The organism is Parabacteroides hominis, from assembly GCF_014287585.1.
In the GTDB taxonomy this organism is placed as follows: domain Bacteria; phylum Bacteroidota; class Bacteroidia; order Bacteroidales; family Tannerellaceae; genus Parabacteroides; species Parabacteroides hominis.
In genome coordinates this window covers 1-15449 of record NZ_JACOOJ010000027.1, presented here as the reverse complement: position 1 = coordinate 15449, position 15449 = coordinate 1, and the positions used below count along the sequence as shown (strand labels likewise).

At 36.9% G+C, this 15449-nt stretch carries 17 protein-coding genes; all 17 read left to right on the top strand.

Going from position 1 to position 15449, the window contains the following annotated elements:
- Positions 1-368: 368 nt before the first annotated feature.
- Positions 369-1940 (top strand): tetratricopeptide repeat protein, encoded by a 1572-nt coding sequence (locus H8S65_RS14110; RefSeq protein ID WP_186930568.1) that lies wholly within the window; start codon positions 369-371, stop codon positions 1938-1940.
- Positions 1941-2078: 138 nt separating this feature from the next.
- Entirely contained in the window at positions 2079-2474 is a 396-nt protein-coding gene (locus H8S65_RS14105) for a DUF3244 domain-containing protein (RefSeq protein WP_186930567.1), read from the top strand.
- Positions 2475-2481: 7 nt separating this feature from the next.
- Positions 2482-2877 (top strand): LytR/AlgR family response regulator transcription factor, encoded by a 396-nt coding sequence (locus H8S65_RS14100; RefSeq protein WP_186930566.1) that lies wholly within the window; start codon positions 2482-2484, stop codon positions 2875-2877.
- Complete coding sequence (locus H8S65_RS14095) at positions 2855-3511, top strand: lanthionine synthetase LanC family protein (RefSeq protein WP_186930565.1); 657 nt, start codon at positions 2855-2857, stop codon at positions 3509-3511. Before H8S65_RS14100 ends, H8S65_RS14095 begins: the two co-directional genes overlap by 23 nt.
- Positions 3508-4728, top strand: coding sequence for a glycosyltransferase (locus H8S65_RS14090; protein WP_186930564.1), 1221 nt, complete (start codon positions 3508-3510; stop codon positions 4726-4728). Before H8S65_RS14095 ends, H8S65_RS14090 begins: the two co-directional genes overlap by 4 nt.
- A gap of 148 nt (positions 4729-4876) precedes the next feature.
- Positions 4877-5110 (top strand): TIGR04149 family rSAM-modified RiPP, encoded by a 234-nt coding sequence (locus tag H8S65_RS14085; protein ID WP_186930563.1) that lies wholly within the window; start codon positions 4877-4879, stop codon positions 5108-5110.
- 85 nt (positions 5111-5195) lie between these two features.
- On the top strand, positions 5196-6494 hold the full coding sequence (locus tag H8S65_RS14080; protein WP_186930562.1) for a DUF4934 domain-containing protein: 1299 nt from the start codon (positions 5196-5198) through the stop codon (positions 6492-6494).
- Positions 6495-6641: 147 nt separating this feature from the next.
- On the top strand, positions 6642-6857 hold the full coding sequence (locus H8S65_RS14075) for a TIGR04149 family rSAM-modified RiPP (protein ID WP_186930561.1): 216 nt from the start codon (positions 6642-6644) through the stop codon (positions 6855-6857).
- A 28-nt stretch (positions 6858-6885) separates the two neighbouring features.
- Positions 6886-7101: a TIGR04149 family rSAM-modified RiPP gene (locus H8S65_RS14070; RefSeq protein WP_186930560.1), complete on the top strand. Its 216-nt coding sequence runs from the start codon at positions 6886-6888 to the stop codon at positions 7099-7101.
- Positions 7102-7173: 72 nt separating this feature from the next.
- Positions 7174-8490, top strand: a complete 1317-nt coding sequence (locus H8S65_RS14065; protein WP_186930559.1) for a DUF4934 domain-containing protein — start codon at positions 7174-7176, stop codon at positions 8488-8490.
- Positions 8491-8614: 124 nt separating this feature from the next.
- Positions 8615-8830, top strand: coding sequence for a TIGR04149 family rSAM-modified RiPP (locus tag H8S65_RS14060; protein WP_186930558.1), 216 nt, complete (start codon positions 8615-8617; stop codon positions 8828-8830).
- A 27-nt stretch (positions 8831-8857) separates the two neighbouring features.
- Complete coding sequence (locus H8S65_RS14055; RefSeq protein WP_186930557.1) at positions 8858-9073, top strand: TIGR04149 family rSAM-modified RiPP; 216 nt, start codon at positions 8858-8860, stop codon at positions 9071-9073.
- Between the two features lie 76 nt (positions 9074-9149).
- The gene (locus tag H8S65_RS14050) at positions 9150-10415 is read left to right on the top strand and encodes a DUF4934 domain-containing protein (protein WP_186930556.1); all 1266 of its coding nucleotides are present in this window, start codon (positions 9150-9152) and stop codon (positions 10413-10415) included.
- Between the two features lie 5 nt (positions 10416-10420).
- The gene (locus tag H8S65_RS14045; RefSeq protein ID WP_186930555.1) at positions 10421-11788 is read left to right on the top strand and encodes a radical SAM peptide maturase; all 1368 of its coding nucleotides are present in this window, start codon (positions 10421-10423) and stop codon (positions 11786-11788) included.
- A gap of 13 nt (positions 11789-11801) precedes the next feature.
- Complete coding sequence (locus H8S65_RS14040; protein ID WP_186930554.1) at positions 11802-13040, top strand: TIGR04150 pseudo-rSAM protein; 1239 nt, start codon at positions 11802-11804, stop codon at positions 13038-13040.
- Positions 13041-13066: 26 nt separating this feature from the next.
- Complete coding sequence (locus H8S65_RS14035; protein ID WP_186930553.1) at positions 13067-15097, top strand: glycosyltransferase; 2031 nt, start codon at positions 13067-13069, stop codon at positions 15095-15097.
- 7 nt (positions 15098-15104) lie between these two features.
- A partial coding sequence (locus H8S65_RS14030) for a cysteine peptidase family C39 domain-containing protein (protein ID WP_255489233.1) occupies positions 15105-15449 on the top strand: 345 nt, incomplete at its 3' end.

Here is a 15449-nt window from a genome sequence, read left to right as displayed (position 1 = left end):
CTGTTGCTGTGTCATACCTGAGTAGTTACAAAACAGCTTGTTGTCACTAATATGTGTTATTGTCAACAAAATGTCAACAAAAAAACAGAGGAATAAGAGAGGGTATTCGTAACATTGCATTTAGAACAAACGCTATAATAATGAATAGAAACATATACGTTATATTTTTGTCGTTAGCCTTCTGTCTGATTGCTTGCCGGCAGTATCCCCATATCCAGCCCCTTTTGCAGGAGGCGGAAACCTTAATGGGGAGCCGGCCGGACAGTTCTTTAATCCTTTTAGAGTCCATCCCGTCCCCAGAAAAACTCTCAGAGGAAGACTATGCCACCTGGTGTCTGCTGATGACGCAGGCGCGGGATAAAAATTATATGGAACATACGTCGGATTCGGTGATCGGGGTGGCGGTACGGTATTTTGAGAAACGGAAAGATCCGTTGCATTATGCGAAAGCCTTGTATTATAAAGGACGTGTTTTTCAGGATCAAAGAAAAATAGAAGAAGCAGTGGAATTGTTTGTGAAAGCTTTGGATGTCGGAAAAGACTGCCGGGATTATAATTTGTTGTTCCTGATCTCTTCTCGGTTAGGAACTTTGTATGGCTATCAAAATTTGGCAGAGCATGCTTTAAAGTCCTACCAAAAAGCTTGTCAATATGCTATTCTGTCTGGAGATAGCTCTTGTCTTTCCTATGCTTATTCTTATATGGGAAGAGCTTATGGAATGCAGAAAGATTGGCAAAATGCGATTGAATCTTATAAAAAGGGAGAGGAGATTGCCTTGGCGATAAATAATAAATCCGCCTTGTCTCTCTCTCTAAATGAATGTGCGACAATTTATAAACAAATTCGTTCTTTTGAAAAAGCAAAGGGGTGTATGGATCGAATCGCAACTACTGTATCAGATGAAAATATAAAAGGCAAAACAAAAATTTATTTGGGAATAGGTGATTTGTATCGTTTAATGAAGCAATATGATTCCGCTACCGTGTATTTGCAAAAAGCTTTATCGTATGACAATCTTTATACGAAACGGTCCGTTTATCAATGTTTATATTATCTATATGAAGAACAGCAGGAGTATAAAAAGGCGATAGAGTATAATAATTTGTATTGGGCGCATGTCGATTCGATTAATAAGATGGCAAACAAGGAGACGATTCTTGCTGTTGAAGCCCGATACAAGTATGAACAGTTGGAAAAAGAGAGCATGTTGGAAAAAGAGAAGAGAACCCAAAAAATACTGTGTCTTGTAGCCGCATTTCTGCTTTTGCTTTTGTGTATAGTCATTGCTTATCAACGTAGGCTATTGAAGAAAGACAAAGAGATTCAGGCGATCAAAAAGGAATTGAACTGTTTTATCGAGGAATCTGAACAGAATAAAATAAGTATCGATCAGAACCAGCGAAAGATCAATGATTTGACCAACCAATTGGAAGAAAAAAAGCAAAAATTGGTAGACACGACCCTGCTAGAAGTCAAGAAAGAGAAATTGGAAGAGGAAAACAGAGATCTAAAACAACGGAATGAGAAGTTACAAAAGGAGATACAAAGAGGACTCATTTTGCTGAGTAGACGAAGCGAAGAGTTTGCTGAATACAAGCGGGAAATAGAGGAGAAAGAGTCGTGTCCCAATATTTTAGTCCGTTTGGACAAGGAAAAGAAACGTTTGCGGGAAGAGGACTGGAAGGAACTACTCCTGATGGTGGATATAGCTTCGCAAGACTTCAGCCGTCGTTTATTGGAGGTTCATCCTCGGTTTTCGGAAAATGATCTTCGCTTTTGTTGTTTGATCAAATTAGGGTATAGCTTATCTGATCTTTGCATCCTTTTAGGAGTACAAGAAGAGGCGATCTCAAAGAGAAAAACTCGAATGAGAAAGCATATAGATGAAGGTAAAAAGTGGAAAAAAGGAGAATTAGAGGTTTACATAAAGTCATTTTAATAAAGTGATGTCCACGATAGTTCTTCTGATTTAATGATTATTGTTTTGAAAATTAGTATTTTAGATAATTTTATCTTGTCCTTTTTTATTTGAAACAACCCCGGTATTTTTGTGTAAACTTATTAAGCATAGAAAAATATGAAACGAATGTTAGCTTTTAAACGAGTACTGTTACTTATTTTAGGAAGTATGATCTTCCTTGTTGGCCAAGATGTCTTTGCCGGAAGTGGAAAAGACGAACCGAAGAATATTCCACTACAAGGGGAATGGGCGGAAGATATGCGCTCTGTTTCTTTTGAGTATCCTGTCTCGGTCTCTTGGGACGGAACCTGTCTTTATGTCGAGAGCCTTTCCCTTCGTTCAACTATTCATGTTGCGTTATCTAATGGTGTAGAAAATGTCTGCGATGAAACGATTCAGGCAGGTTCTTGCCCGGCTACCTTATATATAGGGGCATTGGATCCGGGAGAGGCATACCAGTTAGTTTTGACCAATCAGTTTGGAGATCGATTAGAAGGAATCATTAATCAATGATGATATTATGGAACAACTGGTTTTTGAAGAAAAATTTTTCTGGTATTCCGATAGAAATAATATGTGGAAAGTGGAATATAATGACATTATTTCCATTGAATGTGACAAGCCCTATATAAAATTCTTGTTGAAAGGTTCAAAAGCGATTGTCATAAAAAAGAGCTTGCTTAATGTTCAAAAGAATCTGAATGAAAAATTGTTTGTACGGATCAATAGGAAAACAATTGTCAATATGGAAAATGTTCAATCAGTTCTTAAAAATAAAGATGTATATAGTCTTTTGATGCAGAATGGCTTGGAGTATGTGGTGAGTTTTAGGACGGTAAGTTTGGTTCGAAAATGTTTTTTCCTGTTGAACTCTTCTGAAAAGAAAGATGAGAATGGAGAGAATGAAAACATTTAGTTTTGAGCAAAAAATGGTTCATCACCTAATCTTGAAGAGTCCGCTCATTGAGGATTTGGGACTGTTTCACGGGAAGATGGGGATCGCTCTGTTCTTTTTCGAATACGGGCGATCTACCGGTTGTGATGTGTACACCGATATAGCTGAAGAACTTTTGGATGATATCTGGGCACTTATCCATACAGAGCTGTCTTTCCGTTTTGATTCCGGGTTGAGCGGGATTGGCTGGGGAATCGAATACTTGTTGCAGAACTGTTTTATAAGTGGTGATGGCAATGAGGTTTGCGAAGAAATGGACCGGGTCATTATGCAAACGGATTTGTGTCGTTTGGATGACCTGCGTTTAGATACGGGATTGGAGGGGATATTTTATTATGTCTCGGCCAGAATGCAGGGAGCGGCTTCTCAAAAGAATCCGTTGCCATTCGACAGGCGATATCGGGAAGATTTACACCATATAAATTCTTTTTTCGATATGGATGATTTGGATGCGTTTTATAATCGGTATCCGGTGTCTGTTTCTCCTTTTTTGAGTTCCGCCCTTTTGACAGAAGAAACTTTTGTTTCAGCATCTTTGGGGCTGAAAGACGGGCTTTCCGGTTTTTTGTTGAAACAGCAAATACAAAGATTATGAAACATTTGTATATAACGAACGATCATGAAACATCTTCCGGTAATGGGATTGGTACTTATATCCGGCAGTTGATTGCTTGTTTGTCCGATGCAGATATTATGATTGGAATGTTGGTCTTTAATTCCGGGAAGGATGTTTTCGACATAGAAGAAATAGATGGAATCCGCCATTTCCATTTCCCTTCGTTTCAAACTAAATCGATTCAAGATCATTCTCGGATCATCGATAAATTCCTACGGTTATATATTCCGGATTCTCTGGATAATATTTTTTTGATTAATTATAGCCCGTGCTCTCTATTGATGAAGATGATTCGTACATCGCATCCTTTGTCCAAACAAATTTATGTGATCCATGATATGGCTTGGACATTGCATTTGTTTGGGGATGTAGATCGGTATATTCGAATTTTGAAACAAAAGGATCGGAAATATGTGGTTGAACGATACGCCTATCTGTTGGAAACTTATCGGGAAGAGGTTGAAATGTGCCGGTATGCGGATCGGGTTGTTTGTTTATCAGAAGACACTTATCGTTTGTTGGAAACTTGTTATTCGGTGGACCGGGATAAATTACGGCTGATTCCGAATGCTTTGTTTGAACGAACGGTTTTGTGGTCAGAGGAACAGAAAATGGCTTTTCGGAAAAAAATGATGTTGCCGGCAGGTGAGAAGATATTGCTTTATGTCGGTCGTATGACGGAACAAAAAGGCTTTATGGCTTGTATCGATGCTTTCAAAGAAATTGTGAAAGTTTATCCGATGTGCCGTTTGGCTGTGGTTGGTTCTACCGGTAATTGGGATTTTGTCCGGAAAAGTTGTTATCCGGTATTGTCTAAAATTCATTTTACAGGTGCGCTTTCTCCGGAAGAGGTGGATAAATGGTACCAGATTGCCGATATAGGGCTTTTGCCCTCTTATACGGAACAGTGTAGTTATGTAGGGTTGGAGATGATCGCTCATCGGTTGCCGGTTGTAGCCTCGGATGGGTTTGGAGTGCGCTGTATGTTTCAGAAGCAGGAATATGTACGGGTTGCTCATATTGGAAATATAAATCAAGTTGATGGTTTTAAGGATGAATTGATTATGGCTACACTATCATTATTGCGCTCTCTTGATGAAAGAGGAAAGGAAAATATTGATGTTACGTGTCAATATAAAAACTATTTGATGGATAAGGTAAAAAACTTATATATTATATTGCTCGAGATTTTCTGATACGTTCGGGATATAAAATGGTTACGTTCGGGATATTTGCTATTGATTTATTTATGGTGTAAAACACGAATAGTTAACTTTACGGAAACGATAAAATTTTAAGAACAGTTTCTAAATCATTATTGTTGACATTTAATATTTAATGCGTATGAAGTCAATTAGTCGATTAAAAATCACTCAATTGAGCAAGGCTGAGTTGGGTAAGAGAGAGTTAAACCGTTTGGTCGGTGGTGCACGTTGTTGTCTTTGTGGATGCCATTATGAAAATAATGGAGGTTCTTCTACATCGGACAATAAGGATGCTAATAGCTCAGGTGGTGCAAGTGGACTCTATTCTCCTGGTGGTGGAACTTCTGGCAATGCAACAGGTTCCTTTACATAATATTTAATGACAAATAAACCTAAGATTATCAATGGAGGATCTTTTATTATAAACAAATATTCCATTGATAATCTTTTTTGGAAGTATGGAAATTGTATATTTTATTTGTTTCTTTCTGTTGTTAGCTTGTAGTGAAAAGGACAAGAGGGAAGAATGTATAAACGAAACGGTTGCTGAAATTAAGATTCCATCGAAACCTAAGCCTGTTTGTAAATCTGAATATCTTTTGAGTGAAATCGCTTCAACGGTTGATTTTGTAAGGTTAGAGATCACAGACAAGTCTTTACTTCGTGATATAATGGATGTAAAAGTTTCGAAGTACCATATTTTGGTTCACGATGTCGAGGGGGTGTTTTTGTATACCCGTAGTGGAAAGTTCTTGTCTAAAATAGGCCAAAAAGGGCAAGGGCCGGAAGAATATACCTCAATAATGCTAAGTATTTTAGATGAAGAGCACAAGGAAATATTCTTGTTAAGCGGGCAAGGGGGAATGAAAGTCTATGGATATGACGGATTGTTTAAAAGAGCCGTTTCTGATACAAATCCGAAAGGGTGGTTTTATATGGCTAATCCTCGATTTTTCTTATGGCAAGGATTTTGGTTTGTAAATAATCGTTTCCCATTGACCTATCCGGCAACTGATCTTTGGACATGGGCTTTGGCTGATAGCTCCTTTAATATAGAGGAAAAATATTACAATCCAACGGTGTTGGAACATAAAGATAGAATAGAGGCGCAGATAGGGGTTCTTTTGAATGAGCCATGTTTGTCTGAAAGTGAATATGCTACGATGGATTTTTATGATGGTAGTTTTAAGATGTGTTATTTTGCCGGTGATACGATTTATAAGTATGATATGGCAAGCCGGACTTTTGTTCCTGATTATATTTTGTCTTTTGAAGAGAATCCAACGTTTGAGATGGCTTATAGTTGGGGAAAACAAGATATTCGTTTCTTTGATTATCTGTGGAAACATGATTTTTTGGTATCGAAAGATTATCTTTATTTGTTTTTAGGTAGGAGGGAAGATTCTTATATTGCCCGATATGATTTGAAAACAGGTAGTATGCAATATTATGTATTCGACAATAAGGTAAACGAAAGGAGACCTGCTCCCGGTATCATTCATCGTATATTGGACAAGCGCAAATTATTTTTCAAGAATGATCTTTCAGGTGGTGGCCTTTTCCATGTCGATTATAAGTCGGAGGATGGAAAATATGTGGTTGATTGGATGGATTCTGAAGATATAGAAAGGTATATAGACGTGGATGATTTGAAAAAGGAGACCGCTAAAATTCCGGATTGTAAAAATCAACTCTTGAAAGTGTTGGGTAAATTGAGTGAAGATGAACAAATAGTGGTGATTGCAACTTTAAAATAATTATGGAAAGCTATTGATAGGATGAATTTGAGTTTTGCTGGTACGTTCGGGATATTAAGTGGGTACGTTCGGGATATTTGCGGTTAATTTATTTGTTGCATAAAATACAGATAGTTAACTTTACAAAAATGATAAAAGATTGTAGTCATGAAAAGCATCGGAAAGTTAAAACTTACACAATTGAGGAAGGCTGAGTTGGGTAAAAGAGAGTTAAACAAGTTGGTTGGTGGTGAACATTGTTGCATTTGTGGATGCCGCTCAGGAGGATCTTCAACATTGGATGTTGTGAATGCAAATAATAGAGGAGGAGCGAGTGGTTTGTATTCTCCTGGAGGTGGGGTAGGTACTGGATCTTATTCATGAAATATTTTATACTTAAATAGTGAAGCATATGAAAGCAATTAGTCGATTAAAAATTACTCAATTGGGCAAGGATGAATTGAGTAAGAGAGAATTAAACCGTTTGGTTGGTGGTGATGGGTGTTGTATTTGTGGTTGTCGAGGATCTTCTTCTAATTCTGATAATGGAGGTGCAAATCGAGGAGGAGGTGCAAGTGGTTTATTTTCTCCTGGTGGTGGAACTAACCATGGAGGCACTGGCTCATAAGCATAAGTTATAATGTCTCTGATATATAGCTGTATGAGATATTTATACAGCTATATTTTTATAATCAATATTATGAAAATACAATTTATCGCAATACTATTTGTTAGTCTTGTTGTTTCATGCGGTAGCCATGATAGTAAAAATAAAATTGAACCTTTGGCTGAAGAAAACAGTATAGTTTGTATCAATATACCAGACGTGTTAAAGCAAGAAAAAGTGAAACTTTGTCTTAGTGATGAAGCTAATAAAATAGATATTGTTCCTTTGGAGACGACAGGATACTCATTGTTAAGTACCATAGTAGATGTATTTATAACAGATAAGGAGATATTTATTTGGGACTTAAAAAATGGGATATTTAGATTTTCTCGTGATGGCACTTTTCTTAACAAAATCGGAAAACGTGGACAAGGTCCTGGTGAATATCTATATGTGAACCAACTGATCGTAGACAATGATAAGGTATTGATATCTGAAACAGGAAAAGAAAGTTCTGCAACAAGAAGAATTCATGTTTATGATTTTCAAGGACAGTTTTTGCAAACAATCCTAACTCCTAAATTATTTGTTGGCACATTGGGGACACTCTTATTCTTTAATGATGAAAGATTTGCAGTAGATCCTATCGCTGTATTTGATGATTTTCGTAAAAATTATTGGACCGTTGCTTTGTTGGATAGTTCCTTTAATATCAAAAAAGAATTTTATAATCCATCTTTCAGCGGGCGAGAAAAAGATATTTGGGAGAATCGTTCTTTGTCTTATGGGTGGAAGAATTTTTGGGAAGAGTCTGGGCCTTTCATTAGTATATATAAAAATGATATGCACGTTTGTTTTTATCAAGAAGATACTGTCTATTTGTATGATAAGATAGAAAAAGAACTTAAGCCTAAATATATTTTGAATATGGGGGATAAGTCGACTTTTGAAACTTCGCATCAATTTATTAAAGATCTGTCATTCTTTAAGTATCTTTGTTTGTATAATATATATGAAACTCAGGATAATTTTTATTTTGTTTGTACACGAGGTGACAAACTTTACAATATTCGTTATTCCAAAAAGAGTGGGGAGACTTTCATTTCAGAAAAACAAGCTGTTTTGCGAGAAAAATCATTACCCGGTTCACCCGGATTTATTCTTCGGTCTTATGATTTCCGTCGCTTAACTTTGAAGAACGATTTATGTGGTGGTGATTTTTATGTTCGATTTACACCTTCTGATAAATATTGGGTTTCAGTGGTTGAGTCATCAAAAATAGAAGATCTTATGGAAGAAATCAAAAATGGGAGAGTTAAGAATGAAGAATTGAAAAAGGAATTTATCAAGAAACTGGATATGATGAAAGAAGAGGATAATCCAATACTATTGGTTGTAACTTTAAAATGATTATGAAATACTATAGATAAGATGAATTTTAGTTTTGCTGATACGTTCGGGATATTTGCAGTTAATTTATTTGTTGCATAAAATACAGATAGTTAACTTTAAAAAATGATAAAAGATTGTAGTCATGAAAAGCATCGGAAAGCTGAAAATTACCCAATTGAGCAAGGCTGAATTGGGTAAAAGAGAGCTAAATAGATTAGTAGGGGGAGAACGCTGTTGTACTTGTGGATGTAGACCTGGTGGGTCTTCTTCAAGTGATGTAACATATGCTAATTATGGTGGTGGTTCCAGTGGCCTGCATTTTGGTAGTGATGGAAGTCCTTCTGGATCTTATTCGTGAAAATTATTATACTAAATTATAAAGCGTATGAAGTCGATTAGTAGATTAAAAATTACTCAATTGAATAAAGTCGAATTGAGTAAAAGAGAGCAGAACCATTTAGTTGGAGGTGAGAATTGTTGTATATGTGGATGTTTAGGCTCATCAAGTTCGTATGACAATTCTGGTGCCAATTATAGAGGAGGTGCCAGTGGTTTGGTTACGCCTCCAGGAATAGGTGGTGGTTCCGGTTCCTATGGCTAAATTCAAAAAAACAGCCAATAGATTATCTATTGGCTGTTTTTTATAGAGGTGCTGTAATACTTAAATAGATATATTTATGAAACCTTTTTTGTTTTTTGTACTATTTGTTTGTGCTATTTTTTCGTGTCAAAGTGCAGACCGAAGTACTGATACTGCTTTAGATTTGTCTGAGAATGTGGAGAAATATATTGATGTTGTTGGTGCGTTAAAAAATGCTCAAAAACAATGTAAGCAATTTCTATTAAGTGAATTGGCTGAATCTTTGGATGTTGTACCTTTGGAATTTACAGAGTATTCAATGATTTCTTCTATTAAAGATGTGCGAGTTTCTGATAATAATATTTTTGTTCATGATATAAAATCCGGTAAAATATTCAGGTTTGACCGAAAAGGGCATTTTATCAATTCGATAGGAAGGATAGGGCAGGGGCCTGGAGAATATGTTCATCTGTTTTATATGGATATTGTTCTTGATAAAGAAGAAATCTATTTATACACAAATGTGGGGATGATGATTTATGGTTTTGGCGGTCAATTTATTAAACATATAGATGAAACACTACCTTTTGATTTATTCAATACGTTAGAACCACGTTTCTTTATACATAATAATCAGGTGTTCTTGAACGATCGTATTCCTGTTCAGTCCAAAAAGGATTTATGGTCTTTAGCGTTACTCGATAGCCAATTTAAAGTCGATAAAAAGTTTTATAATCCATCGTATATTGGTATGGAAGATGAAATTATAAGTCATGGAACAAAATATGATAAACGTGAAAATTATTGGACTGATGGAGATTTGCTTGTCGATTTTCAGAATGATTGTTTTACATTGAGTTATTGGGGGGTAGATACAATATTTAAATATGTAGATTATTCTGCTGAATTGGTGCCTATCTATAATTTGTATATGGGAAAAAGGCCTGCATTTAGGGTTTCTCATGAATGGATTAAGTCTGATGATTTTTGGAGATATTTCTGGTTGTATGATTTTTGTGATACAAAAGACTATTTATATTTGTCAGTGTGTGTAGATGAGAATAAATATAATCTTAGGTATGATAAACAAAATGGAAATATTTCTTTTGTAAAAGATTTTGTTCAATTTCGTGAAGCGAATTTGGCTGGTTTTCGATATCGGAGGATTAAAAATCCGCAATTTGAATTTGTGAATGATTTTTTCTCGAATACAAAGTTTATCGTACAATATAAATCTTGTGGATATTATGTGTGCGAGGTGCCTGTAGAAGTGTTTAATAATGAGGCCGCTAAATATGGTTTTGATCCTAATGATTTACAAGAAGAGGGGAATCCTGTTCTATTGATTGCAACTTTAAAATAAATATCATGAAAAATGAAGTAATAAAATTAGACAATAAGCATTCTTATCTTTATTCTAATAGTCATAAGATGTTTATGCTCTACAAAAATGGACGAAGGGATGATTTTTTTGTTGAGGATTGGATAACTTTTAAGACCGATTATTCTTCTGAGGCAATAAAAATGAATTTGGCAAACTTGCGTCAACTTTTGATAGAAGTGACAGATGCGTGTAACTTGCAATGCAAATATTGTGGTTATGGTGATTTGTATGCTAATTATGACAAAAGAGAAGCAAAGTTGCAACAATTTGCTAATGTGAAATTATTGATAGATCATCTTAGCGATTTGTGGAGGTCGGAGTATAACACTTCCTATAATAAGAATATTACTGTAGGGTTTTATGGCGGTGAACCTTTGATGAATATGCGTTTGATAAAAGAGACTATCGCTTATTTAGAATCCTTGCAGGATGTGAACGTTAGCTTCTCATACAATATGACAACAAATGGTGTCTTATTGGACAAATATATGGATTTTTTGGTAGAAAAGAATTTCAAACTTCTCTTTAGTTTGGATGGTAATGAATATAACTCAGGTTATCGGGTAGATAAGCAGGGGAAAGGCTCTTTTTCTAAAGTTTTTCCCAATATAAAACTTATGCAATCGACTTATCCGGACTTTTTCGATAAGAATGTCAATTTTAATGCTGTACTACATGATCGGAACTCAGTGGAAGATGTGTTTTCTTTTATTAAGCAGGAATTTGGTAAAACGCCTCGGGTCGCGGAATTGAATACAAATGGGTTGAGTGAAAAAGGAAAAGAGGAACTTAAACGTATGTTTAATAGTAGATATGATAGCTTTGATAAAGCCTCGGATGTTTTTAAGTCGCAAGAAGAAAATCGGATGGAAGATTCTGCATCTACTTTTTTTCATACATTTGTTCGGGATTTTACCGGAAATTACTATAATTCTTATATTGATTTGTTTGATTCGGAAGATAATACAACTTATATCCCTACCGGAACTTGTCGTCCGTTCGAGCGTAAAATATTCCTTACCGTAAATGGGAAAATTCTCCCTTGTGAAAAGATGGGGCAAAATCATGTTCTGGGAACCTTGAAAAACGGAATTCTTGATTTGGACTATGAAAAGGTCGGAGCTTATTATCACGATCTGTATGAGAAAGTGATAAAAAATTGTAAGACTTGTCTCTTGCAAAAGGCTTGCGGGCAGTGTATGTTTTTGCTGGAAGAGAAAGACGGAAAGTTGGTTTGTCCGGGTTATATGGGAAAAAACAAGTCGGTTGAATATTTTGCTCGTTATCTTTCTTATGCAGAAGAACATCCTGATTTATATGAATCTGTAATGAGTACTATTGCTATTGATTAAAAATAGAAAGAACATGGAAAACACAAAGAAATATTGGTTTTATTTGGAACCTTATACTTTTATTTGGGGACAAGAATGTAAGTTCGTGGTTTATAATACTTTAAACTCTGCTTATTTGCATGCTCCTGAAACTCCGTTGGTGTCGGAGGTATTGGCTTCGTTGGAAAAAGCCAGTAATGGATATTGCCTGGTTTTAAAGGAGGAACAGGCTTTGGATCCCGTCTTTCATAATTTTGCTTTACAAGTGAGGAACAGCTTTTCCGGTGATCTTGTAGAGACAGAATCTGACACATCTAAACCTTTTTTATTCAAACCTATGTTGTTTTTGAATACAAATATACGGAAGGCTCAGGAAGAAGATCTTACTTTTCTTGGTGAACGGATTTTAGAAAATCTGAATGAAGTATCTTTATTTCTTCCCGGATTGTGTAGATGCGGTTGTTTCGGTTGCCAAGATTATTTTAAGCAAACGCTTCATTGTGCTTGTTTTGAAAAAAAATGTTTGACTGTTGCTGACTATTTGTCTCTTTTGTTGGATCTGGATACGAGCGGTGTCAATAAAGTCAATATATTAGGAGGAAATTTGTTGCAAAGTGACTGTTTTCATGATATATATCCAACACTGTCCGGTTGTAAATTCAAAAAGTCATACCATCTTTATTTTGATCATCTGACAGAAACTTGTAAGGACTGGTTGGCAGAGGAGAATTCAGAATTGGTTATTTCTGTCCATTCTGGTTTTGACAAAGAAGCAGTAGAATGCCAAATGAATTTGTTTGCTTCTTATCCTGTCATTTGGCAATTCATTGTTTCTTCGGATGCGGATGTTCAGGAAGTGGAGATATTGAATTTGCCATCTTCTGCCCAAGTAGAGATGAAACCTTTTTATACTGGTGAAAATATTTCATTTTTCAAAGAAAATGTATTTTGTTCGTTGGATGATATCCTTGCCGAACCGATTAGCCGTAAGGCCATTTTCAGACGGCAGACTTTGAATGAAAATTTCTTTGGTAAATTAACGATCGTTCCTTCCGGCGAGGTATATGCAAATGTGAATTGTAAGCCTATAGGTGTCTATCCGCAAGATTCTTTGAAGAAACTTGTTTTTGAAGAATTGGTGCATTCGACTGCTTGGTTTCGTTTACGGGACAAACAACCATGCAGTGGTTGTGCGAATAAGTATCTGTGTCCTTCTGTATCTAATTATGAATTGGTTACGGGAAAGGATAATTTCTGTTTTGTGAAAGAATAGAATTGTTAAATAGTTAATCTGAATCTATGAATGTATTGGTTTCTGTTATTATGCCTGTTTATAATATGACCGAATTTGTGGGTGAAGCAATCGAGAGTATATTACAACAGACATTTTCTGATTTTGAGTTTATTATTATAGATGATGCTTCGGATGATGGAACGGATTCTGTAGTACGATCTTATACTGATGAAAGAATTGTACTTGTGCGTAATGATTCTAATATCGGGAATTATGCTTCTCGCAATAAAGGGATGCAACAAGCGCGTGGAAAATATATAGCAATCATGGATGCTGATGATATAGCCATGCCGGAACGATTAGCGAAGCAATTTGACTATCTGGAAGCGCATCTGGATGTGTTGGCCGTTGGGACGGATTGTGTATTTATTTCTAATGGTCAGCAAAAGAAAGTTGTCGGTTCCTATCAGGATATTTTATTTGCTTTGTTGGATAACAATTGTTTCATACATCCTTCTTTGATGATTCGTGTGGATGTATTACGGCAATTGAATGGGTATGATGAAAGGTATTATTATTCTGCGGATTATGATTTGGTTTGCCGTTTGGCTTTACGAGGAAAGATCGAAAATTTAACCGAACCTTTGATACTATATCGTTGGCATTCATCTCAGATATCGGTTTTGAAGAGAAATGAGCAAAAAGGGCATGCAGATGACATTCGCCTTAAATATCAGTTGTCATTTGCTAATTACTATAAAGGAGGTAATCTGCCGATGGTGGAAGAAGCCGATTTTCTTTATCCGGATATGGGACGTTTGATCTGTCTTTATATATATGCAAATAAGGTTGGTGATGCTAAGTTGGAGCAAGAGGCAGGCATATTGTTGGATAAGATATTCGAGGATGTTTCAATGGAGATGCCTGTGCGCCTGAAAAATGGTTTGTTAGGAGTAGGATGCGGGTTGATTTATTTGCTGCGTAATCATCTTGTGGCAGGGGAAGAAGATGACGTTTTGTCTGAAATAGATGCTTGTTTGTTCAGTGCGCTGATTTATATGGAAGATGAAATGGAGGTTGACTGGTATGGTTGGCTTCGTTATTTCCGTCTTCGTATTTCATACGATCATCCGGCTGATTGGCAGGTGTATGGGATAACATTCCGGCAACATGGCGTATATCTGTTAGATTGCCTGATGCGGGGATTACGGAAAGGCATGGATTGGGACAAGCGGATTATCAGTGAAGTAGAACTGTTCCATCAAATGAAACTGTGTCCGACAAAAACAGCCCAAATCCTGTCTCTTTTGACTTCGATCGATAACGACCGGCTTTCTTTTGTCATTCCGATACGGGTGGATTCGGCTGAGAGGGAAAGGAATTTGGATGTGGTCGTAGATTTGTTGAGTGAAATGGAAGGGGTGGATGTATCTATTTTAGAAGGAGATAAACAACCTCTGTATCGGTTGAAGAAAGCATATGAAAATGTGAAGTATCGTTTTGTGGAAGATCGCGATCCGGTGTTTCATCGTACAAAATATTTGAATTGGCTTTTAAGAGATGCACAAGGGGCTGTTGTCGGAGTATGGGATACGGATGTTGCAATTACTTACGGACAAATATCGGATGCCGTAAAGGCGATAAGGACAGGGTGGGCTGTGATGAGTTTCCCTTATGACGGGCATTTTTATACACTTTCTCCTAAAGATAGCGATCTGTTTGTACAAGATCGTTCTTTTGAGAGGTTAGATGAGCTGGTGAAGACTTCCCATTTGGCTCACGGCCCTCATTCTGTTGGAGGGGCATTTTTAGTCAACCGGAAGCTCTATCTGCAATATGGTGGCGAAAATGAGAACTTTTATGGCTGGGGACCGGAAGATGCGGAACGGGTGAAGCGGATGGAAATATTGGGATTGTCGGTTTACCGGACAAAAGGCCCATTGTTTCATCTTTATCATCCTCGTAAAGAAAATTCTTGGTACGGGAGTGCGGATATAGAGTTGAGGAACCGGCGGGAGTTTCTGACAGTGTGCAGTATGACTCATGATGAATTGCAACGGTATGTGCGATCATGGCATTGGATATTGCATAAATAAGAAAGATATGATAAAATCATTCCCCCATTACCACCAACTCGAATCCGCCGACTGCGGTCCCTCGTGCCTGCGCATGATCGCGAAGTACTACGGTCGCAGCTATTCCATCCAGTACCTCCGCGAACAGGCATTCATCACGCGCGAAGGGGTGTCGATGTTAGGCATCAGCGATGCCGCCGAGCGGATCGGGTTTCGGACGATGGGGGTGAAAGTGACGTTGGAACAGCTCAGGACAGAAGTGCCCTTGCCTTGCGTTTTGCACTGGAACCAGAACCATTTCGTCGTATTATATAAGGTAAAGAACGGAAAATATTATATCGCCGATCCGGCTACCAAGAAATTAGTCTATGAA